We start from the raw sequence: 20,636 nt of genomic DNA, 5'->3' as shown, positions 1-20,636 counted from the left end.
CGTCGTCGAGATCTTCACCGACGGCGCCTGCAAGGGCAACCCAGGGCCCGGCGGATGGGGTGCGGTCCTGCGTTACGGCAGGCATGAGAGAACCATCTGTGGTGGTGAGCCTGCCGACACCACGAACAACCGCATGGAGCTACTCGCGGCCATCATGGCGATCGAGGCCCTCACCCGCCCGTCGACTGTGCGTATCCATACCGACAGCCAGTACCTGCGTAACGGCATAAGCGGATGGCTGGCCCGTTGGAAGAAGAACGGCTGGCGGACGGGAGAGAAGAAACCCGTCAAGAACGTGGATCTCTGGCAGCGCCTGGACGCCGCCGTGGGCGCGCACGACATCGAATGGCTGTGGGTACGCGGACACACCGGCCATCCCGGCAACGAGCTCGCCGACCAGCTCGCGAACCGCGGACTGTCCGAAGCCCGCCGACGCCCTGGCTGATCCGCAGCCGGTCGTGAACCTGGAACCCCAGGCGTGTCCCTACCTGCCGAGACAGTGCGAGGCAGGCTGGGGCGAGCGCCCGTCGGTACTCCACGTGCAGCTCGGGGACCGCTCCCGGTCCGCGGCCGACCCGCCCCAGGCCGGGGAGTGGACTCGCCGAGGACGCGGTCAGCCGACGAAGGCCACCCGAGCTGGTACCATATCCGGTACGATTGGATCCTCGGGAGGTGGCCAGATGGTCGCGGCGATCAGTGCCAGCGAGGCACGCAAGACGCTCTTTCCCCTGATCGAACAGGTCAACACCGATCACACACCGGTGGAGATCGTTTCGAAACGGGGCAACGCGGTCCTGGTGAGCAAGGAAGACTGGGACGCCATCGTGGAAACCAACTACCTGCTGCGCACGCCCGCGAACGCGCGGCGGCTGGCGGAAAGCGTCGAGCAGTGGCGCGCAGGCGACGCGATCGAACGCCCGCTGGGCCCTGACGAGTGAAGCTGGCCTGGACCGACCACGCCTGGGAGGACTACCTCTACTGGCAGGGTCAGGATCGCAGGACACTGAAACGCATCAACGCCCTGATCGCGGACATCAAACGCGATCCAGAAGGGCAGGGGATCGGCAAGCCCGAGCTGCTGCGCAACAACCTCGCGGGACTGCGCTCACGACGGATCGACGACGAACACCGCCTGGTCTACGCGGTCGAGCCCGGCCAGATCACGATCATCTCCTGCCGCTACCACTATCAGTAGCCGAGCCCACCGCTTCCTTCCGACGCCCGGACGCCGCCGCGGTCGAGGTGCCCGCCGCACTCGGCGGGTTCGTGCAACCTGACACACCCTGTCCGTACGATCCGTATGCGGGCGGATCCGGCGAGCGCCGTTCCTGCCCGACGCACTCGCAGACCAGTACTCGCACGACCGACTCCGGGGGCCGTATGACCAGCCCGTCGTCTCAGCCGCTGCTGCGCGACGTCATCGACATCCCGGAGCGGACGTCGGACAGCGACTTCGTCCTCAAGCTCACCGAGGGTGTGGCCGACGCGGCCGCGACGATGCGCGACTACGTGCTGACCGACCGGCTGGTGCACAACTTCGACGAGGCGCTCGGGCTGATCGCGCAGGCGGTGGGCACCGGCGCGTCCAAGGGCGTCTACCTGCACGGCTCGTTCGGCTCCGGCAAGTCGCACTTCATGGCGGTGCTGCACGCGCTGCTGCGCGGCGAGCCCGCCGCGCGGGCGCTCGACGACCTGGCCGCCGTGCTCGGCAAGCACGACGGCGACCTGGCCGGCAAGAAGTTCCTGCTCGTCCCGTTCCACATGCTGGGCGCGAAGTCCATCGAGCAGCGGGTCCTCGGCGGCTACGCCGACCGCCTGCGCGCGCTGCACCCCGAGGCGCCGATCCCGGCGGTGCACCGGGCCGAGGCGTTACTCGACGAGGCCCGCGGCCTGCGGGCGAAGGTCGGCGACGCGGCCTTCCTCACGGAACTGAACCGCGCAGGCTCGGGCGGAGGCCAGGAGGCCGAGGAGGACGAGTGGGGCGACGACGCCTCCTGGACGGCCGCCGAGCTGGACGCGGCCCTGGCCCCGACCGGCGCGGACGCGGCGGCACGGCGCCGGCTCACCTCCGACCTGCTCTCGACCTGGTTCCCGAACACCTACCGTGACCTGCGCGAGGACGCCGAGGGCTTCATCTCCCTCGACCAGGGCCTGAGCGAGATCGCCCGGCACGCGAAGGACCTGGGCTACGACGCGGTCGTCCTGTTCCTCGACGAGCTGATCCTCTGGCTCGCGAACAACATGGGTGACCAGGCGTTCGTCTCCCGGGAGGTCCAGAAGGTCACGAACTTCGTCGAGGGCGGGCTCGGCGCCCGGCCCATCCCGGTCGTCAGCTTCATCGCCCGGCAGCGTGACCTGCGGGAACTGGTCGGCGAGTCGATCGCCGGCGACGTCCGGCTGAGCTTCCTCGACGTGCTCACCCTGGCCGACGGCCGTTTCGACAAGATCATCCTGGAGGACCGGAACCTGCCGCTGATCGCCAACCGGCGGCTGCTGCGCGCGAAGGACACCGCCGCGGCGGCCCGGATCGAGAAGGCGTTCGAGACGACGGCGAAGGTCCGCGCCGAGGTGTGGGACACGATGCTCGGCGGCGGGGCCCAGCTCGGCGCCGACCGGGACGCGTTCAGGCTCTCCTACCCGTTCAGCCCGGCGTTCATGGACACGCTCGTCCACGTCTCCTCCGCCCTGCAGCGCAACCGGACCGCGCTCAAGCTCATGCGCCAGCTGCTCGTCGCGCAGCGGGACGAGCTGCGCCTGGGCCAGGTCATCCCGCTGGGCGATCTGTGGGACGTCATCACCCGGGGCGGGGACGCCCCGTTCACCGACGTGCTCAAGGTCGAGTTCGAGGCGGCGCAGCGGCTCTACAACCGCAAGCTGCGCCCCTACCTGCTCGACGCAGAAGGCCTCGACGAGGACGTCCTCGCCCGGGTGCGCCGCGGCCAGGCGACCGGCGCCGCCGTCGACGGGGAGCTGGCCGTCAAGGTCCGCCGGTTCACCGCCGACGACCGGCTGGTCAAGACGCTGCTGCTCTCCGCGCTGGCGCCGAGCGTGCCGGCGCTGCGCAACCTGACGCCGCGGCGGCTCTCCGCGCTCAACCACGGCAGCATCACGAGCCCGATCCCGGGCGGCGAGGCCGGCGTCGTCGGGAAGAAGGTCGAGCGCTGGGCCGGCCAGTTCGGCGAGGTCAAGTTCCTGCCGGTCGAGGGCGGCGATCCGGGCGTCGGCCTGGAGCTGGTCGACGTCGAGATCGACGGCATCCTCAGCCAGACGATCGCCTACGACGGCGGCGGCAACCGCCGCGCTCTGGTCAGGAGGCTGCTCGGCGAGGAGCTGGGCGTCACCGTCACCGACGACGCCTACGGCGACCGCCTCGACCTGGTGTGGCGGGGCTCCAGGCGCTCCGCCGAGGTCGTCTTCGGCTCGCTGCGCGGCTCGGAGCTGCGTGACGACCAGCTGGAACCGGCCGATCCGGAGTCGTGGCGGCTGGTGATCGACTATCCGTTCGACGACGCCGGCCGGCCGCCGGTGGACGCGCGGGCCCGGGTCGAACGGCTGCGTGGCGGTGGGACGCCGCACCGGACGGTCTGCTGGATCCCGGCGGACCTGACCGCCGCCCGGCTCGCCGATCTCGGGATGCTCGTCCGGCTCGACCACCTGCTCAACCGGAACCGGTTCGACAGCCACGCCCAGCACCTGAGCGCCGACGACCGGCAGCGCGCCCGGGGCGTGCTGAAGAGCCGGTACGACGCGCTGCTGACGAAGACCCGCACCCTGCTGCGCATGGCCTATGGGCTGGCGAAGCGCGAGGAGCAGGACGTCACCGACTACTCGGACTGGCTGCGTGCCCTGTGGCCGGGGCTCACCCCGACGCTGGCCTTCGGGGCGACGTTCCGGGAAGCCGCGCGGCGGCTCGCCGGGGATCTGCTGGCCGACCAGTTCCCCGGCCACCCCGACCTCGACCCCGACCAGACCGGCCAGCCCGCCAGGCCGGCCGATTTCAAGCTCGTCCTCTCCTACGTGGCGAAGGCGGCCGAGGCCGACGGCAACTCCGTCGAGGTCATCCGCAGCGACCGGCTGCCGATGCGGCGGATCGCGCCGGCGCTCGGCCTCGGGACCATGCACGAGGCGCGTTTCGAACTCGGCCGGGAGTGGGTCGACCACTTCACCCGGAAGGCGGCGCAGGCCGCGGCCGGCGGCTCCGGTAGCACCGGCGGCTCCGGCGGTGCGGACGGCGAGCTGCGGGTGGCCGACCTGCTGACGTGGATCGACGAGCCGAAGCCCCGCGGCCTGGACAGCCCGGTCGCGGCGCTGATCGTCAACGCGTTCGCCGAGCAGACCGACCGCGCCTGGTACAGGTACGGCGGGATCCTGCCCGCCCCGCCCGAGCTGACGGCCGGGATCAAGGACATGACGCTGCGCGAGCAGCCACTACCGGCTCCCGAGGACTGGACTGCCGCCTGCCAGCGGGCTCAGGTCCTCTTCGGGGTGCAGCCGCCGCCGCTGCGGCGCGGCCGGCTGATCCGCGCATTCGCCGAGGAGCTGACGAAGAAGGCCCGGGAGCACTTCACGGCGACACGGGACCTGGTGACCGCGCTGGAGGCACACGCCTCCGATCTCGGTCTCGATCCACGGACCGGGTGTGCCCTCGAGCCCGCCGGAGCCACCACGGGACGCCTTCGGACCGCCCGGGCCGCCCACGACCTCGTCACGGCCCTGGACGGGCCGAAGGCCGGCACGGAGATCGTCGTGCGGCTGGCGCATGCCGATCTCGCGGGTCCGGCGGAGCGGCTCGCGCTCAGCATCAGCCGCGCCGCGGCCGTCGCCGGCGCTGTCACGTCCGCCCCGTGGGGTGAGATGTTCGGCATGATCGCCACCCTGCAGGAGCCCTACCGGACGGAGGCCCAGGAGATCCTCGGGCGCGTCCGGAAGGCGGGCGCCGCCGACGAGCTGACGACCCCGCTCGCCGGCGTGTTGAGCAACGCCCGGGCCGACGCGACCCAGCTCATGCGCCGGGCCGTCAGCGCGCCACACGTCGAACCGCGTCGCTCCGACCCCACTCCGCAGCCGGAGGTGAAATCGCAGACCGGAAAGCCGTCGGAGGTGATCGGCGGGAACGGCACGGCGGATCCCGGGCAGGGAACCAGTCCCCCGGCCCAGCGGCAGTGGCGCGTGCGGCCCGCCGAGCTGGACCGGGCCTTCGCCGCCGTCCGTGAATACGTCGGTGACCAGCCCGGCGAGATCGAGATCATCTGGCGCCCGGCACGGTGAGCGTGCTGTCACCCGCGGCCGGGCCGGTGGGCTCCGGCACACCGGCGCCGCTGGTCACGAGCGCGATGCTGGTCAACCGGGTCACCCGGCTGCTGCGCGGGCCGGCCGGCGCCGGCGAGCGGGCACGGATCCTGCTGGCGCGGATCCTGCTGGTGCGGGCGCAGCCCGAGTGGCCCGGTCCCAGCGAGCTGCTGGTCGGCGGTCGGCCGATCCGGGTGATCGCCTGCGTCTCCCCGCTCGGTGTGCTCGAGGAGATCGCGCGCTGGGGACGGGAGCCGGTGCCCGAGGGCTGGCTCGTGCTGCTCACCGACGCCGACGAGGAGACCCTGGGCGACACCGTGCTCGCTCAGGTCCACCGCCAGCGAGTCGACGTGATCGAGCCGTGGAACGCGGTCCTGGAGGACTTCGGCGCCGCCCAGCTCGACCCGCGGCTGCACGCCCACGCCTACCGGTGGATGGCGCAGGCGCTGCTGGAGGCACGCCCGGCGGCTGGCTGGCCGCGCCGGCCAGGCGGTGTCCTCAGCCTCGAGGACGCGCTGGCGGAGCTGACCGCCGTCCGGCTCGGCCTGACCGAGCTGGGCCTCGGTGCCGCCGACCTGGACATCGCCACGCTGCTGCGCTGGACGACGGTTCCCGGGGCGACCGAGGCGTTCCGCCGGCTCGGCGACGACGAGCGCGCCGGCATCACCGCGTTCCTGCGGGAGCGAACCGGGCACGCGGGGCGCGCGTTGACGACGCTGGTCGCCGCCGGCAACGGCGAACGCTCGCTGGCCCTCGGCCTGGTCTGCGACTGCCTGTGGCCCGGGAGGGACGGCCGCCGCGCCGGCCTGGAAGCCGCGGCCGTCGAACGGGCGAAGGGCCGGGTGGAACGCTACTTCGGCGACACCCAGCTTGACGACCAGACCATGCGCCGGTTCGCCGACGCGGTCCGTGAGGCCGTCCGCACCGGGATGAACACGCCGGACGACCTGGCAGGGCTACTGGACACCGCCGACCGGCTGCTCGACGAGCTCGACGCGCGGGCCGCCGGCGCGACCAGCGACATCCTGCGGGCCGGGTTCGACGACCGGCTGTCCGCTGTCGCCACGACACTGCGCGGTTTTCTGGCTGCCGCCGACTCCGGCGTACACCACACGTTCCTGCAGAGCTCGGCCCGCGAGGTCGCGTCCGCCGTCGACGCCCTGCGGGCGCATCTGCTCGCCGGCCCTGAGGCCGGGCAGGTCGAGCGGGCCGAGATGGCGGCCCGTGTCGCCGGCTGGCTCGCCGGCCGGCCGGTGGACGGCCCCGGCACGCTCGCCGCCGCGCTCGACGGCTATCTCGACGACGCGGCCTGGGCCGACGTGGCACTCGGGCAGCTGGCCGTCGGCGACCCGTCGCCCACCGTCGGCGCCGTCTACGGCGACCTGTACCGGGCCGCGCTCCGGCGGCGGCATGCCCTCGACGCCCGGTTCGCCCGGCTGCTTGCGGACTGGACGACGACCGGCCGCCTGCCGAGCGAGGCCGAGGGCGCGCCGCTGGGCATCGAGGAGGTCCTCGACCGCGTGGTGGCCCCCGTCGTCACGGCCCGGGGCAAGGCCCTGCTCGTCGTGCTCGACGGGATGAGCGCCGCCGTCGCCATCCAGCTCGCCGCCGCACTGCGCCGCGAGCGGTGGGAGGAATGCGACCCGCTCGGCGACAGCGCGAGCGGCGCCGCCCGGCGGCGGACCGCGCTGGCCGTCCTGCCGACCGTGACGGACAGGTCGCGTGCCTCGCTGCTCGCCGGGCGCCTCCTCACAGGCGACAAGGCGAAGGAGAAGAGCGAGTTCGAGGCTCACCCGCGCTGGCGGCGGCGCGCGGTCCGGCTGTTCCACCACGCCGACCTCGACGGCACGCCGGGCTCCGCGCTCGACCGGGAGCTCGGCGACGAGCTGACCTCGAACACCCCGCTCGTCGCCGTCGTCATCAACACCATCGACGACCTGCTGGACTCCGGCCGGCAGCGCGACGACGGCGGCTGGAGCCTCGCCGACGTCGGCAAGCTGCGCACCATCCTGCGCTACGCGCGGACCGCGGGCCGGGCCGTGATCCTCACCAGCGACCACGGCCACGTTCTCGACCACGGCGCGTCGGCACTGGCTGCCGAGGACGCCATCTCGGCTCGGCACCGCATCCCGGTTGACGGTGTCTCCCCGGATGTTCGTGACGGCGAGGTCGCACTCACCGGGTCGCGGGTGCTCGTGCCCGGCGAGCGGATCGTCGCGCTCTGGGACCCGGAGCTGCACTACCGGGGCCGCAAGGGCGGCTACCACGGCGGCGCGTCGGCCGCGGAGGTGACCGTGCCCGTGCTGGCGTTCCTGCCGTTCCGCCTGTCGGCGGCGTCGACGAGCCGCGATGTGCCGGCGGGCTGGCGGCTGCTGCCCGACCAGCGGCCCCGCTGGTGGTCACTGGAGCAGCAGGACCTGCTCGGTGGGCTCGGCGGCGGCGACACCGTGCTCGTCGGTCGGCGCCCTGCCGACGCCGCTCCCGTCGTCGCGCCGGCGGCGCAGCCGCGCAGGCGGCCCAGGGCGGCCGAGGCGCAGGCCGGCCCCGCGCTGTTCGACCTGCCGGAGGAGGCGGCGCCGGCCGCGTCGCCGGCCATGTCGCCGGCCGCGTCGCCAGTGCCAGCCGAGGCCGCGCCGGCGACGGGCGTCGACGTGCTCGTCGCCGCGCTGCTGGCCAGCGAGCTGTTCCCATCCCAGCTCAGCGGCCTGGCCCGGCGGGTGCCGGTCGAGAAGGTCGAGGCGGCGGTGCGAGCGCTGCTCGACGCGGGTGGCACGCTGGCGACCACCGTCGTCGCCGACCGGGCCGGGGAGTTGCCGCATCGGGCCGCCGGCTTCGCCGTCAACCTGCAACGCGTCTTCAACGTCGACAACTACCCGGTGCTGGAGCCGCTCGACGACGGGCACACGTTGCGGCTCAACGTGGACCTGTTGCGCCAGCAGTTCGGGCTGCCCGCGTGACCGGCGCCGCCGTCAGCGCCGCGCGGCGGCGCGACGTCCTGGACGCGCTGCGGCGTGGGGCGGTGCCGGCCGCGGGGCTGGATCTGCTGGCCGTGGGGCTGGCCAGGTTCGAGCGTTCCGTGGCCGAGGACCTGGCCGCGGTCGCGTCGGGCGGGTCGGTGTTCAAGGCGGTGCGGGGCGAGTACGGCTCGGGGAAGACGTTCTTCACCCGGTGGCTGGCCGAGCGGGCGAAGCGGGCGGGGCTGGCGACGGCCGAGGTGCAGATCTCGGAGAACGAGACGCCGCTGCACAAGCTGGAAACGGTCTACCGGCGGCTCACCGAGCGGCTCGCCACGTCGACGTTCCCGCCGAGCGCGCTGCGCAACGTCGTCGACGGCTGGTTCTACGCGCTGGAGGAGGACGTCCTCGCCGCCGACGACATGGCAGGCGACGACCCGGCCGCGTTGGAGAAGGCAGTGGGCGAGCTGTTCGACCGGCGGCTGCTCGACGTCGGTCGGACAGCGCCGGCGTTCGCCGCCGCGCTGCGCGGTTACCGGTCCGCGCTCGTCGCCGGTGACGAGGCGACCGCGTCGGCGCTGCTTGCCTGGCTCGGCGGGCAGCCGCACGTCGCCGCCAGTGCCCGCCGGGCCGGCGGTGTCCGTGGCGACCTGGACCATTTCGGGGCACTGGGCTTCCTGCAGGGGCTGCTCGTCGTGCTGCGCGACAGCGGGTACAAGGGACTGCTCGTCGTGTTGGACGAGGTCGAGACGCTGCAGCGGGTCCGGTCCGACGCGCGCGACAAGGCGCTGAACTCGCTGCGCCAGCTCATTGACGAGGTGCAGGGCGGCCGGTTCCCCGGGCTGCACCTCGTGATCACGGGAACACCCGCGTTCTACGAGGGGCCGCAGGGGGTGCAGCGGCTCGCGCCGCTCGCGCAGCGGCTGGCGACCGACTTCTCGACCGACTCAAGGTTCGACAATCCGCGGGCGGTGCAGCTCCGGCTCACCGGCTTCACCGAGGCGTCGCTCGTCGAGCTCGGCGGGCGGGTCCGGGGGCTGTTCGTCGGTGGCGCCTCGCCCGAGGCCGCGGCCCGCATCGAAAGGCTGGTCGATGACGCATACCTCGCCGAGCTGGCCGGCGCGGTCGCGGGCCGGCTCGGCGGCAAGGTCGGCGTCGCGCCACGGCTGTTCCTGAAGAAGCTCGTCGCCGACGTTCTCGACCGCGTCGACCAGCACGCAGACTTCGACCCGCGCCGGGACTACCCGCTGACTCTCAACACGGCCGAGATGACGGATCTGGAACGCAACCTCGCGGGACGGGCCGCCTCGTCCGCCGACGACATCGACCTGGACCTGTAATGGCGGACCGGCCGGACCCGGCATCGTCGGAAACGGCCCTGTCGGACGCCGCGCCGCCGGACGCCGCACCGTCGGACGCGCCGGACCTGCTGCATCCGGTGGTGCTGCACCACATCGTGAACTCGTTGCAGTGGCCCGGGTTGCGGCCGTTGCAGGAGGCCGCGGTGGCGCCGCTGCTCGGCGGGTCGGATGCGTTGCTGCTGGCACCGACGGCCGGGGGGAAGACCGAAGCGGTGATGTTCCCGACGCTGTCACGGATGGCGTTCGAGAACTGGCAGGGCACGTCCGTTCTCTACGTCTGTCCGCTCAAGGCGCTGCTGAACAACCTGGCTCCCCGGCTGGAGACGTACGCCGGCTGGCTCGGGCGCCAGGCTGCCGTCTGGCACGGGGACGTGACGACCAGCAGGCGGGAGCGGATCCGCCGCGAACGGCCGGACGTCCTGCTCACCACGCCCGAGTCACTCGAAGCGATGCTGGTCAGCGTCCGCACCGACCATCGCGGCTTCTTCGCCGGCGTACGGACTGTGATCGTCGACGAGGTGCACGTCTTCGCCGGCGACGACCGGGGCTGGCACCTGCTGGCCGTGCTGGAACGGTTGCGACGGATCATCACCGCCGAAGCGGCCGACTCAGGCGCGGAGCGGCCCGAGCTGCAGGTCGTGGGCCTGTCCGCGACCGTCGGTAACCCGGCCGACCTGCTCCACTGGCTCCAGGGCTCCGGCGTCGGCCGCCGGCCCGGACTTGTGGTCGCGCCCGACCTGCCATTCGCGACCGGCACGTCGGTCACGACCGGCACGTCAGGCGCGACCGCGTCGGCGGCCGGTCCGCCGCCGGGCGAGATCGAGCTTGACTACGTTGGCTCGGTGCCGAACGCGGCGAAGATACTCGCCACGCTGCACCCAGGAGAGAAACGGCTCGTCTTCTGCGACTCGAAGCAGCTCGTCGAACAGCTCGGCAGCGAACTGCGCGCCCGCGGCGTGACCACGTTCCTCTCGCACGCGTCCCTGTCGGTTGACGAGCGGCGCCGCTCCGAGGAGGCGTTCGCCCAGGCCCGCGACTGCGTGATCGTCGCGACCAGCACGCTGGAACTGGGCATCGACGTCGGCGACCTCGACCGCGTGATCCAGTTGAACGCCCCCGGCTCGGTCGCGTCGTTCCTCCAACGCCTCGGCCGGACCGGGCGCCGGCCAGGAACCGTCCGCAACTGCCTGTTCCTGACCCTCACCGAGGACGCGCTCGTCCAGGCCGCCGGTCTGCTGCTGCTGTGGGGACGAGGCTGGGTCGAACCGGTCGTCGCCCCACCCGAGCCACGGCACATCGTCGCCCAGCAACTGCTCGCCTACTGCCTGCAGGAGAACAAGGTCGGTGACCGGCTCTGGGCCGACGAATGGAATGGCCTCGCGCCCTTCGACCGGTCCGCCGAACCGATCGTCCGTCACCTCGTCCGCCTGGGATTCCTCGACTCCGACGGCGGCATGCTGTTCGTCGGCCCGGAAGCCGAACGCCGCTTCGGCCACCGGCACTTCTCCGAGCTGACCGCCGTCTTCACCGCGGCACCCGAGTTCACCGTCCTCTCCGGCCGCACCGAGATCGGCCGCACCGACCCGATGCTCCTGTGCGACCCGGTCGAAGGCCCACGGCTGCTCCTGCTCGCCGGCCGCAGCTGGCGTGTCACCCACACCGACTGGAAACGCCGCCGCTGCTTCGTCGAACCCGCCGACGGCGGGGGCCGCGCCCGCTGGACCAGCACCCTGCCCCCACTGTCCTTCACCATGGTCAGAGCCATACGCGAAGTCCTTCTCGGAGCCGACCCCCAGGTCGCCATGACCAAACGCGCCGCCGCCCGCCTGACCGAGATCCGTGAGAAGCACACCGACCTCGTTCACCCCGCCGGCACCGTGATCGTGCGCGAGTCGGAAGCCGACGTCCGCTGGTGGACCTGGGCCGGCCACCTCGCCAACCGCACCCTCACCGCCTCCCTCGGCGACCTCGCCGACCCCCGCCAGAACCCCGACGAAGCATTCATCCGGCTACGTTCTGACCTGACCCCAGCCATGTGGAAGACCGCCGTTCCGGATCTGGAAAAGCGGCTCTGTCTGCCCCATGTGGACGAGCAGGCCCTTGCTGGTCTGAAGTTCAACGCGGCCCTGCCCCCACGCCTGGCCGAAGCCACCCTCGCCACCCGCCTGGCCGACCTGTCCAGCGCGAAGGCGGTTCTCGCCGAACCGGTCCGGTGGTACACCAGCCGGCGGGATTCGTAGTACGCGCCCGGCGCCGGTGGCGGCGATCCCGCCACCGGCGCCGGGATGCGTCAGCCGGTTGCCGCGGCCGCTGGGGGCGGATCCGTCTGCGGCGGTGGTGGCTCCGTCGTCGGCGCGGGTTGTGGCGGTGGCGGCGTGCTCTCTGGCTCCGGTTCCGGTTCCGGCCGGTCTCCTCCCGGTGGCGGAGTGGTCGGATCCGGGATGATCGGATCGGGCGGCGGAGTGGTCGGATCATCGCCCGGGACCGGATCGGGCGGCGGGGTGGTCGGGTCGTCGCCCGGGACCGGATCCGGCGGCGGATCGTCTGTCGGGTCCCCCGGTGGTGGCGATATTGAGTCGCCGTCTTCTGGCAGGGCGACCTCGTCCTGGGCTGACGAGCTGCCGGCCGCGTTGCTCGCTTCGAGGCCGATCCCGTAGGTCCCTCCTGGTTCGCCGTTGACGGTGTAGGAGGTCCCCGGGTCGGGGGTGAAGCCGCCGTCGCCATCCGCGCCCTGCGGGCTCGGGTAGGTGTGCGAGATGTAGTAGCCGTCGACAGGCGTGTTGGACGGAAGGACCCAGGTCCAGGTGATCTGGAGGCCGATGACCGACCGGGTGATGACGACCGGGTCGGGCACGGTGCAGCCCATCCCGGTGACCGGGTCCGAGGTCGCGGTGCCGCCCGGCCCGGTCGCCGTCACCGTGACGTCGAACAGGCGGCAGTCGGTGGTGCGGAAGCCGATCTGGTTGGCCTGCTCCTGCGCGCTGTAGCTGCCGTCGTCACCGCCGGCGGCCGTGTAGGACCACGAGTAGGTGATCGACCCGTCCGTCACCGGGTCCTTGACGGCGATGCTGAAGCCGAAGCCGTCGGGGGGGTTTTTCACGAGCACCGGTCTGTCGACGGGGCACAGGCCCGCGGCCTGCGGGTCGAGCGTCTGCGGGTCGAGCGTCTGCGGGGAGGCTGCGGTGGCGGTGCCGTCGGCGGCGTAGGCGGTGAGGGTCACCGTGAACGGCGCGCAGTCGGGCGGTGGGATGACATCGAACGTCGTGTCCGACATCGGGGTCACCTCGACGTCCGCCAGGTCGGCGGTGAGACCGAACCGGGCCGTCTGGGCGCCGGCACCGGTGCCGGCCTGGGCTTCGACGCGCCAGCGGTCCACGGCGGGGGTCACCGTCATCGTCGGGACGGGTGGCGCCCCCGACTCGGTGATCGTGATCTGCTGGCTGGCCCGGCTGGTGTTGCCGGCCTCGTCGGTCACGGTGACCGACACGACGAACGTGGCGCCGGGATCGGCGGCCTCGTAGGTGTGGGTGGCGCTCGCCGCGGCCCCCGGCCCGCCGGTGCGGACCCCGTCGCCGAAGTCGAAGGAGTAGCCGGCGACGGGGGACGCACCGGCGGTGGAGGCGGAGGCGTCCGCACTGATCTGCAGTGGAGCCTCGCCGTTGGCCGGCGTCACCGCCAGCCGCGCGACCAGCAGGTCCGTCGGTACCGGGTCGGTCGGCGCCACTCCGGGCGGGAGCTCGACGCTGCCCTCGACGGGTGGCGTGCCGGTGCGGTCGACGGTGAGGTACACGGCGGGGGTGGCGTGCCGGCCGTCGGCGAGGGTGGCGTGCGCGACGACCAGATACTCGCCGAGCCGGGACCAGGCATGGCTGGTCTGCCCGCCGCTGCCGGTCGTCCCATCGCCGAACGACCAGGTCGCGCCGGCGACCCGGGTTCCGTCCCGGGCGGCGAGGCGCAGGGTCACCGGTTGGCCGATCCGCGCCCGGGCCGCCGACACCTGGATCGTGACCTCGGGATCGTCGACCGCGACGGCGTCCGGTGCCGTCTTCGTCCGGGTGATCGGCGGGGCTGCCGCGGTGTCCGGCAACGGGGCCGCTTCGGACCGCGCACCGTCGGCGCCGTCACCGGCGCCTCCACCGTCGCTGTTGTCTCCGCTGCCGGCGCCGTTGGTGAGGCCGGCGCCCGGCCGGTCCGGGTTGTACTTCTCGACGACCCGCGTACTGCCGTCGAGGCGGATCGCACCGGCCCGGAAGCTGGACGGGTCGTTGAAGAACACGAACGGGCCCTGCACGACCAGTTCGAACCGGGTGCCCGCCGGCAGCACCTCCGGCCGGCCGACGACCCGGCGCTGGCCGATGTCGACGACGATGACCCGCCCGTCGGTGAAGTCGGGGAGGAACAACCGGCCCGCGACCTCCCGCGGCTCGCCGAGGTCATGGCCGGCCGCGGCGAGGTCGACGACGGTGTCGCAACGTCCCGTCGTCAGATCGCTGATCACCAGCGTCCCGCGCTGACCGCTGACCGCGTACACCTCGGGCCTGCCCTGGCCGCCGCCGACGACGACCGACCTGTCGGCGGGCGCCGTCTCCAGGCAGGCGCCGGCACCGGGCTCGCCGCCGTCGCCGAGTGTCCGCACGGTGCGCGCGGTCGGATCGACGACGGTGAGCCGCCCACCGGCCAGGACCAGCCGGCCGCCGGCCGTGACACCGGCGGATGCCCGGGCCTTCCCGCCACGGTCGTCGAGCCGGACGACATCACCGCTGCCGCGGTCGATCAGCCACAGCCGGCCGGCGGCGTCGGTGACCGCACCGCCCGACCCGGCCCGCGCCGCGACGGACTGCAGCCCCCGTGCCTGCAGCGTGCCCGGGTCAGCCGTCGTGACCAGCCCCGACTCCTCGTCGACGACGAAGGTGGCGCCGCTGGTCGGGAACACCCGCAGCCGCCGCTGGCCCGTGCCGAACCGCACCGGGTCGGTGGGTTCGAACGTCGCCCCGTCGACCCGCAGCACGCTGCCCGCCGTGCTGTTGACGATGTAGGCGTCCGGCCCTGACTGCGTGGACGTCAGTTCTCCGCTGCCGACGGCGACCCTCGTCACCACCTGGGACGACGCGCCGTCGACGAGCGCTGCCTGGCCGGTCGCGGACGACACCAGCCAGGCCGCGCCGTTCTCGACGGCGAGCAGCCGCCCCGGCACCCCGCCGGCCTGGCCGACGAGCACCACCACCCCGCCGGCGAGCAACGCCACCGCGACCGTCAGCCGCAGCAGGTTCGCCGGCCGCACACTCGCTTGCGCCCTCGGTCGCACGCCGGCTCGGGCCCTCGGCCGGGCCCTGACTCGCCCTGCCGCCGCCAGTCTCAGGCTCCGCATGATCACCGTCGTCTCGTTGCCGCGTGTGCTGTGTGGGCCGGTGGACGGACCGTGCCGGGGGAAGATCTCCGCTGTGTTGCCGGGGACGATGCCGACCTGCCGGAGCGGGACAGCAGCGGCCGGGGGTCGAAGGCCGCCCGAATCCGTGTGCCGTGCCCACGCCAGCGGCGGTCAGGTCGACGTCCGAGATCGCGGATGGTGAGGTCGGCCAGCTGCCAGGCCTGGCGGGCGTCGTCCTCGCCCGGCTCGGCCGCGGCGAACAGCGCCCTGGTGACCAGTGGCGCCAGCGAGCCGAGATGGTGCGCCGCCGGGGCGCAGTCGGGCAGCGCACCGGCGCGGGCCGCGGCCTCCCGTGGGGTGAGCGCGGCGGCGCCGGTCAGACCGTGCTCGGCGAGCCGGTCGCCGACCTCCCGCCAGGCGGCTTCGGTCCGGGTGGTCGGGGTGCCGACGCGGCGCCGTCGCCGGCGGCGGCGGCGCTTCTCCGCCGGAACCAGCGCGAGCAGGAGCAGCGCCATCGCGGCGACCGCCGCCGGGTAGCGGAGCCACGCCCACCTCCGGCCGGTTCCCGGCCCGCCCCGGGTGGACGCGCCGGCCGGGTCGAGCTGGGGAACGACGACGGGGGTGACCACGTCCACGCTCCACTCCTGCTGGCTGGTGTCACCGGTGATCGGGCGGTCGACCGGCGGTAGGGCGAGCCCGAGCCGGCTGATGTCGGTGGGTTCGAACGGAACCCAGCCGAGCCCCTCCAGCGCGACCTCCGGCCAGGCATGGGCCTGCCGGGTCGTCACGTGGAACACCCCGTGGCCGTCGCTGGACTGCTGGTCCAACAGGTAGCCGACCGCGACCCGGGTCGGGAACCCCTGGGTGCGGGCGAGGACGGCGAACGCGGCGGCGTGCTGCTCGGCATACCCGCGGCTGTCCGCGTCCACGTCCACGTCGGTGCCGGTGTCTGTGCCCGTCGGACTGCCCCCGGCCCCGAGGAACCGGGCGATGACGCCGTAGGAGTGGCCCGGACGGGCGTCGCCGTCGTAGGGGAAGCGTCGCGGATCACGCAGGTACCGCTCCAGCGCGACGAGCTTGTCGTAGGGCGTCGCCGCCGCGCCCGTCACCTCGTCGGCGATCTGGGTCAACTCGGGGGCGAGCCCGGGCGGCAGCGCCATCACGTGGTCCGTCGCGGGTCCGACCGCCGCGCGGGCGAGGCGGAGATCCTCCGCGCCGGGGGTGGAGACCTCGGCGCGGAGCTGGTAACCATCCCCCGCGCGGGGGATGGACGTCGCCGCGACAGCACCCGATCCGGCCTGGACGGAGACCTCCCGCCCATGCAGCGCGACCGGCACACCGACCGCCGGCAGCAGCGTCTGGCCCCACGACTCGAAGGACACATCCAGGCCCACCCGAGTGGTGGGGGCCGTCACGGCCGGGCCGTCCTGGGGCAGCGTGCCGCCCGCGCGCAGGAAGAGTCCGTCGTCGACCCAGGTCGCCCCGTCGAAGTCGCCGAGCGCGGCGATCCGTAGCCGGTCGACGGGCAGCCGTCCGCCGGTGGCGGACAGACTTGCGGTGAACAGCGACCGCGGCGGGTTCGCCCGCAGCTGGACCTGGACCTGGGCCAGCGGGTCGAGCAACGACACCGCCTCGACCGGTGGCGTCCGGTGCTCCCGCGGGTCGAACCGCTGGTCGCCGTCGGCGAGTGGGAGAACGCTCGCGCCCACGGTGGCGACCACGGCAGCGCCGGCGACCAGGGGCAGCCCGAACGTCGACCAGCCGGTGCCCGCGCCCGCGCTCGTTCCGTCGGCCTGGGACGTCCTGAACAGCACCAGCACGAGGGCGGTGAAGGTGAAGCAGCCGGTGAGCGGCACCTGCGAACGTCCACCGGCGGCCGTGACGACCAGGGTGGCGACCTGGGCGAGCACCGTCGGCAGGAGCGGGAGCAGCACCGACTCGGTGCGGCCGGCGAGTACGACGGCGGCGAACGTGGCCGCCCACAGCAGCAGGCTCGGGACGAGCAGCAGCTCGCCGGTCGGGTCCGCCGGCAGGCCGACGGTGAGCAGATCCGCCCAGCTTTCGCGCAGTGCGCCGGCGAACGCCGCCGGGCCGGCACCACCATGGGCGCCGACGCCGAACAGCACGGCCAGCGCATACACCAGCCAGCCGCCGGCGGCGGCCGGCACGATCAGGTCGATCTTCCGGAGCCGGCTGGACGTCGCCGCCGCCAGCACACCGGCCAGCAGCACCGCACCGCCGAGCGACAGCAGGAAGCCGGTGCCCGCGAAGAAGCCGCGGTAGGCCACCGCCACCTGCACCATCAACAGAACGATCACCGCGGCCTGCACGCGATGGTGCCCCCGCACCGTCCCAGCCGATGCCGCCGGCACCACGGGCACGCCATCGGATTCGGGTGCGCCGCGCATGGGCGTGGTGGGCGTGGGCGTGCGCTGGCGCGAGGTGGCCTTCGAGGGGACGTCCGCGCCGGTGACCGGAAGCGGCGGGGGCAGTCGCAGGGTGGCCTCGTCGGAGATGTCCTCCAGGGGTGGGCCGGTCACCGGGCCACCTGTGTGTTCCACGCGGCCACGAAGTCCTCGCTGGTGCGCACGTTGAGCACCAGGGCGCCCCGCACCACCGGACCGGGTCGTCCCGGCACCGCACCGACCTGGATGAGGCTCACCATCGCGAACCGCGGGCGGACCGTCGACACCACGGCGCCTGCCACCGAGGAGGTCTGACCGGTCACGACTCCGAGGACCACCCCGCTGTCGCGGGGCACCATCCCGGTCAGTGTCGTCAGGCCCGGGTCGCCCGCGTCGGTCTCGACGCCGGCGAGCAGGTCGAGGACCGCCATCGACGCGGCCTCGCCGCGTTCCGCGACCGCGCGCAGGCCACCGGTGGTGCGCACCTCGATGGGGAAGCCGTGCGTCACCGCGGCGGCGGCCAGCGAGGCGGCGATGCGCACCGCGTCCTCGAAGCAGCCGTCCCGGAAGCGGGGTCCGTCAGAGTAGGGCGCGGCGCTGGTGTCGAGCACGACCAGCATCCGCGGCTCCCGCGGCACCACGTTGTGGCGGACCATGAGGGTGCCGGTCCGCGCGGTCGAGCGCCAGTGGACGAGCCGCAGGTCGTCGCCGCGAACGTAGTCGCGCAGGCCGTGGAAGGCCACCCCGCCGGGTGCGGCGGCGGCCGTCGTCGGCCCGTCCAGGTCCGGCGAGCCGCCGGTCGGCAGGGGCACGACCGGCAGCAGCTTCGGGTACACCCGCAGCACCGAGCGGGACGGGAACCCCCGCCGCACATGCATCAGCCGCAGCGGATCAGCGTGCCCGAGGGTCAGCGGCCCCACCTCGAACACCCCGCGCCGCGTCGTCGGCAGCGGGTACTCGGCCTGCTGGCGGCCTCCCGGTGGCAGGCTCGCCACCGCGATCCCGACCCGCTGCCCGCCCACGGACTCGCCGGCGACGATCGGCGGCGATCGCCGCCGCGCCGTGTTGGTCACCACCAGGACGCCACGTGCCACCTCGCCCTCGGCAACCCGGTCCGGACGGATCTCCCGCTCGATGGTGACGTCGGGCCGGGCGAGCATCCAGCCGGCGGCCGCGACCACGACCGCCGCCGCGCCCAGGCCGAGAACGACCAGCTCCGGGTAGTCGAGCAGGATCCCGGAGACGACGAGCACCCCCGCAGCCACGATCATCGTGGCGCCGGATCTCGTGATCAACGGCTGGCCAACCGCTGGTTCGGAACCGGGATCGAGGCGATCGCCTCGCCCAGCAGATCGGCCGCGCGCAGGCCCGACATCTCGGCCTCGGGGCGCAGCAGCACCCGGTGCGCGAGCACGTACGGCGCCAGCTCCTTGATGTCGTCCGGGGTCGCGTAGGTGCGGCCGTCGGCGGCCGCGTGCGCCTGCGCGGCGGCGGCGAGCGCCAGCGCGCCCCGGGTGCTCACCCCGAGACGCACCTCAGGTCGGTGCCGGGTCGCGGCGGCGAGGGTCACGATGTACCCCAGCAGCTGGGTGGACAGATGCACCCGGCGGGCGATCCCGATCATGCGCTCGAGGTCGGCGATGGTCAGCACGGGCGGCACGGTGGCGGCGGACTGGCCGCTGCGGCGGTTCGCCAGCACCTCCACCTCGGCAGCGTGGTCGGGGTAGCCGATCGTCAGCCGCATCATGAACCGGTCGATCTGTGCCTCGGGAAGGTCGTACGTCCCGCCGTGCTCGACCGGGTTCTGCGTGGCCACGACGACGAACGGGCGCGGCACCGGGACCGGCTCGCCATCCACCGTGACCTGCTGTTCCTCCATCACCTCCAGCAATGCCGACTGCGTCTTCGGCGAGGCACGGTTCACCTCGTCGGCCAGGATGACGTTGCCGAACACCGGGCCCGGCTGGAACTCGAACGCACTCGCCCCGGCGTTCCACACCTGCACGCCGGTGACGTCGGTGGGCAGCAGGTCCGGCGTGAACTGGATGCGTCGCATCGTGCCGGCGATCGAGTTCGCCACCGCCTTCGCGAGCGACGTCTTGCCCGTCCCGGGGACGTCGTCGATCAGCACGTGGCCCTCGGCCGCCATGCACACGGCGACGAGCCGCACGATCTCGGTCTTGCCCCGGATCAGCGTCTCCACGTTGCGGACGAGCGCCGCGCCGCGTTCGGCGAACCAGGCCGCCTCGCTCGCGTCCAGCAGAGATTCCGTCATTGGTTTTCCCCCCCGAATCGAACGCGGCGGACGTCGTCCCGCCGCTGCGCACCATCACCAGGCCAGAGCCGTCATCCAGCCAGAGCCGTCATCAGGTCAGAGCCAGCACCATGGCCACCAGCAGGCAGAGCGCGCCCAGGAGCACCACCGCGACGACCGCCGTCCGGTACCCGAACCTGCGGTACTCGGCGTCGGATCCGGTGCGGATCACGACCCGCGGTTCATCGCCGACAACCTGCTGCAGCACGGACGGAGCCCGGACCGCACCGCCCGGCTGCGCGAGCGCTCGCGGTACCGGCGGCGACAGCGACCGTGGTGCTGTCGGTAGCCGTGGTGCTGTCGGTAGCCGTGGTGTTGTCGGTGGCGGTGATGTTGTCGGTGGCCGTGGTGGCCGTGGGGTTGTCGGCGGCCGTGGTGGCTGTGGTGGTGCGGGCGGCTCGATGCGGTTCGCCAGAGCTGTGCGCTCCGGGTCCTCCGGCATCTGCGTGATCGCGCCGACGTCCAGGAATGCGCCGGAGCCGTGGGCCGGGACCCGGAGCGTGATCTCCTCGCCGGCCGCGAGAGCGCGGATATCGTCATCGAGGTCCAGGACCAGGCCCGCGCGCTCCAGCCAGCCCGGGCCGAGCGACTCGTAGGTGGCGCGAGCCAGCGCGGCAGAGAAGTCCCGCGCTGTCCGGTACCGGTCGTCGGGGCGCTTCTCCAGCGCCCGCAGCACGACGGCACCGAGTGGTGCGGGTGACCCGTGCAGAGGTGGCGGCGGCGCACCCAGATGGCTGCGACGGAGCCCCTCGAACGACTGCGCCTCCGTCGGCGACGCCCGGAACGGCGGCCGGCCGGCGAGCAGTTCGTAGAGAATCACCCTCCCTGTCAGACTCGTGTGAGACACCCTCGCGGGTGCGGGTTGGCTACGGAGGGGTGATCGGAGATCCTTGTGTTCGTGGAGTCAGAGTCGCAGGAGAGCCCGGGCGAGTCCCCGCCGTCGCG

At 73.3% G+C, this 20,636-nt stretch carries 12 protein-coding genes; 7 read left to right on the top strand and 5 right to left on the bottom strand.

What is annotated here, in order from left to right; all coding sequences use genetic code 11:
- Nucleotides 1-10: 10 nt before the first annotated feature.
- The 7 genes from rnhA to FMEAI12_RS16900 all read left to right on the top strand — a co-directional run bounded on the left by rnhA (nt 11) and on the right by FMEAI12_RS16900 (nt 11,844).
- Nucleotides 11-445 carry a ribonuclease HI gene (gene rnhA, locus FMEAI12_RS16930; protein WP_112106799.1) on the top strand — a complete coding sequence of 145 codons (435 nt, stop codon included), beginning with the start codon at nt 11-13 and terminating at the stop codon, nt 443-445.
- Between the two features lie 235 nt (nt 446-680).
- Nucleotides 681-938 carry a type II toxin-antitoxin system Phd/YefM family antitoxin gene (locus tag FMEAI12_RS16925; RefSeq protein WP_112106789.1) on the top strand — a complete coding sequence of 86 codons (258 nt, stop codon included), beginning with the start codon at nt 681-683 and terminating at the stop codon, nt 936-938.
- Nucleotides 935-1,195 carry a Txe/YoeB family addiction module toxin gene (locus FMEAI12_RS16920; protein ID WP_112106788.1) on the top strand — a complete coding sequence of 87 codons (261 nt, stop codon included), beginning with the start codon at nt 935-937 and terminating at the stop codon, nt 1,193-1,195. The genes FMEAI12_RS16925 and FMEAI12_RS16920 overlap by 4 nt, the downstream gene beginning before the upstream one ends.
- A 185-nt stretch (nt 1,196-1,380) precedes the next feature.
- Complete coding sequence (locus FMEAI12_RS16915) at nt 1,381-5,268, top strand: phage resistance protein (RefSeq protein WP_112106787.1); 3,888 nt, start codon at nt 1,381-1,383, stop codon at nt 5,266-5,268.
- A 2-nt stretch (nt 5,269-5,270) separates the two neighbouring features.
- Nucleotides 5,271-8,246 carry a BREX-2 system phosphatase PglZ gene (pglZ, locus tag FMEAI12_RS16910; RefSeq protein WP_235014083.1) on the top strand — a complete coding sequence of 992 codons (2,976 nt, stop codon included), beginning with the start codon at nt 5,271-5,273 and terminating at the stop codon, nt 8,244-8,246.
- Nucleotides 8,243-9,583: a BREX system ATP-binding protein BrxD gene (gene brxD / locus FMEAI12_RS16905; RefSeq protein ID WP_112106785.1), complete on the top strand. Its 1,341-nt coding sequence runs from the start codon at nt 8,243-8,245 to the stop codon at nt 9,581-9,583. The genes pglZ and brxD overlap by 4 nt, the downstream gene beginning before the upstream one ends.
- Entirely contained in the window at nt 9,583-11,844 is a 2,262-nt protein-coding gene (locus tag FMEAI12_RS16900; RefSeq protein ID WP_235014082.1) for a DEAD/DEAH box helicase, read from the top strand. The genes brxD and FMEAI12_RS16900 overlap by 1 nt, the downstream gene beginning before the upstream one ends.
- Before the next feature lie 50 nt (nt 11,845-11,894).
- Here FMEAI12_RS16900 and FMEAI12_RS16895 read toward each other — a convergent pair whose 3' ends face one another.
- The 5 genes from FMEAI12_RS16895 to FMEAI12_RS16875 form a co-directional block, all read right to left on the bottom strand.
- Nucleotides 11,895-14,885 (bottom strand): PKD domain-containing protein, encoded by a 2,991-nt coding sequence (locus FMEAI12_RS16895; RefSeq protein ID WP_112106784.1) that lies wholly within the window; start codon nt 14,883-14,885, stop codon nt 11,895-11,897.
- Nucleotides 14,886-14,974: 89 nt separating this feature from the next.
- Nucleotides 14,975-17,512: a transglutaminase domain-containing protein gene (locus FMEAI12_RS16890; protein WP_112106783.1), complete on the bottom strand. Its 2,538-nt coding sequence runs from the start codon at nt 17,510-17,512 to the stop codon at nt 14,975-14,977.
- Nucleotides 17,509-18,672, bottom strand: coding sequence for a DUF58 domain-containing protein (locus tag FMEAI12_RS16885; protein WP_235014081.1), 1,164 nt, complete (start codon nt 18,670-18,672; stop codon nt 17,509-17,511). The genes FMEAI12_RS16890 and FMEAI12_RS16885 overlap by 4 nt, the downstream gene beginning before the upstream one ends.
- A complete protein-coding gene (locus FMEAI12_RS16880; protein WP_112106781.1) occupies nt 18,669-19,652 on the bottom strand; it encodes a MoxR family ATPase in 984 nt (327 codons plus the stop codon). Before FMEAI12_RS16880 ends, FMEAI12_RS16885 begins: the two co-directional genes overlap by 4 nt.
- 91 nt (nt 19,653-19,743) lie before the next feature.
- Nucleotides 19,744-20,511: a hypothetical protein gene (locus FMEAI12_RS16875; RefSeq protein ID WP_112106780.1), complete on the bottom strand. Its 768-nt coding sequence runs from the start codon at nt 20,509-20,511 to the stop codon at nt 19,744-19,746.
- Nucleotides 20,512-20,636 lie beyond the last annotated feature (125 nt).

The sequence above is a fragment of the Parafrankia sp. Ea1.12 genome (genome assembly GCF_900465275.1).
In the GTDB taxonomy this organism is placed as follows: domain Bacteria; phylum Actinomycetota; class Actinomycetes; order Frankiales; family Frankiaceae; genus Parafrankia; species Parafrankia soli.
The sequence above is the reverse complement of the archived record's forward strand: the minus strand, read 5'-3'. Positions and strand labels throughout refer to the sequence as shown.

Excerpts from the sequence above, each read along its gene's own strand:
- FMEAI12_RS16925 (WP_112106789.1), top strand. The coding sequence starts at position 681 with ATGGTCGCGGCGATCAGTGCCAGCGAGGCACGCAAGACGCTCTTTCCC.
- FMEAI12_RS16915 (WP_112106787.1), top strand. The coding sequence starts at position 1,381 with ATGACCAGCCCGTCGTCTCAGCCGCTGCTGCGCGACGTCATCGACATC.
- FMEAI12_RS16900 (WP_235014082.1), top strand. The coding sequence starts at position 9,583 with ATGGCGGACCGGCCGGACCCGGCATCGTCGGAAACGGCCCTGTCGGAC.
- FMEAI12_RS16880 (WP_112106781.1), bottom strand. The coding sequence starts at position 19,652 with ATGACGGAATCTCTGCTGGACGCGAGCGAGGCGGCCTGGTTCGCCGAA.